The following is a 1733-nucleotide window of genomic DNA, read 5'->3' as shown; positions in this document are numbered from 1 at the left end:
TGGCTTTGCGTTAACAACAGCTCTGCTCCCGAGTCGTCCAGCATGTAGCGGATACGCTCCTCCGGATACGTCGGATCGATAGGGACATATGCACCTCCGGCTTTCAAAATGCCTAACATGCCCACAATCATATCTACCGAACGCTCGGTCATCAGACCCACCAGCCGATCCTTCGTCACGCCTTGACTGCGCAAGGTACGAGCCAGACGATTCGCACGTTCATTCAGCTCGCGATAAGTTAGCTGCTCTCCTTCAAAGTATAACGCTGGCTGTTCCGGTGTCTGCACTGCTTGTGCTTCGAACAAGCCATGGATCGTTTGCTCACTTGGATACTCGGCAGCTGTATCTCCCCATACGCGGAGAATTTGCTCGCGTTCCTGCTCGCTTAACACATCCAGCTCCTGCACTCGAATGTTCGGATTCGCTACCACTTGCTCCAGTAGCTGTATCAGATGGCCCTGCGTCCGTTCCACCGCTTCTCGATCATATAACTTCGCATTGTATTCGAATCGGATTTTCATCGCTTCCTGCGGCATCACGACCAGATTGAAATCATAGTTCGTTTGTTCAATCATGCCTGCATTGCTGATTACAAAATCCGACGCTGCACCTTCGCCAAGCTGCTCGACCTGCTCTTCCACCGGATAGTTTTCAAACACGATAATGTGGTTGATCAGCTCTTGTTTTTGCTCGGTCAAGGCTTGAATTTCATACAGCGGATACGTTTCATAATCTTGAGAAGCCAGCGCCTGCTGCTGATTCGCTCTGATCAGGTCGGCAAAGGTGTCCTCAGCCTGGCTGCGGATACGAATTGGGATGGTGTTAATGAACAAGCCCACCATATTTTCGATCCCCGAAATCTCAGCCGGGCGACCCGATACGACACCGCCAAAGACGGCATCGTCACTACCGTTGTACTTTTGAAGCAATAAGCCCCAGGCGGTTTGCAGTAGCGTATTGGCGGTCACGTGGTACTGCTTGGCCACCATTTCCAGACGTCCCGTCAAGTCTTGGCCCAGATCGCACAGTACATGCTCAAATTGTTCACCGTCTGCTTTCGCACCTACTTTTCCGGTCGGAATTGACGTTTGCTGATCATAGCCCAGCAAATATTCCTTCCAGTATGAAGCAGCTGCTTCTACATCCTGGGCTTCCAGCCACGCAATATACTGACTGTATGGAGTCACAGGCGCGAGCTTTGGTGCTCGATGCTCTACGGCTGCAAAATAAGCCTCAAACACCTCATCTGTTACCAGCGCCACACACCAGCCGTCCATCAAAATGTGGTGAGAGCTCCATACAAAGTAATAATCCTCATCACCGGTCCGTAAAATCGCCACGCGCATCAACGCATCCCGGGACAAATCGAACCCGGCTGCCTTGTCCTGGCGAATAAATTCCTGCACATACGCGTCACGTTCCTGATCGTCCAAATGACGCACATCTTCATATCTGAAACCGACTTCCTTACGGCGGAAAATCACCTGCACGGGCTCATCCTGCCAGCCGCTGATGAAATTGGCTCTAAAGATCTCATGCCGCTGCGCCAATTGATTCAAGCTATCTTGGAAAATATCCGCTTGGAAGCGACCGCGCAAATCAAAGGTTGTTTGTTCGAAATAAGCCCCTGATTCTGCATCCATCAGACTATGGAACAACATGCCTTTTTGCATCGGGGTCAGTGCGTATACATTTTCCACTTCCCCGATGTCACGGGTCCGCTCGATCAGTTG

General features: G+C 51.1%; 1 protein-coding gene. It reads right to left on the bottom strand.

The features are described from left to right. The coding region (locus FKV70_RS25785; protein ID WP_142614971.1) for a condensation domain-containing protein at positions 1 to 1733 on the bottom strand (1733 nt) is incomplete at both ends.

It is taken from the genome of Paenibacillus ottowii (genome assembly GCF_006874425.1).
Taxonomy (GTDB): Bacteria; Bacillota; Bacilli; order Paenibacillales; family Paenibacillaceae; genus Paenibacillus; species Paenibacillus ottowii.
This window is presented reverse-complemented; position numbering and strand designations above follow the sequence as displayed.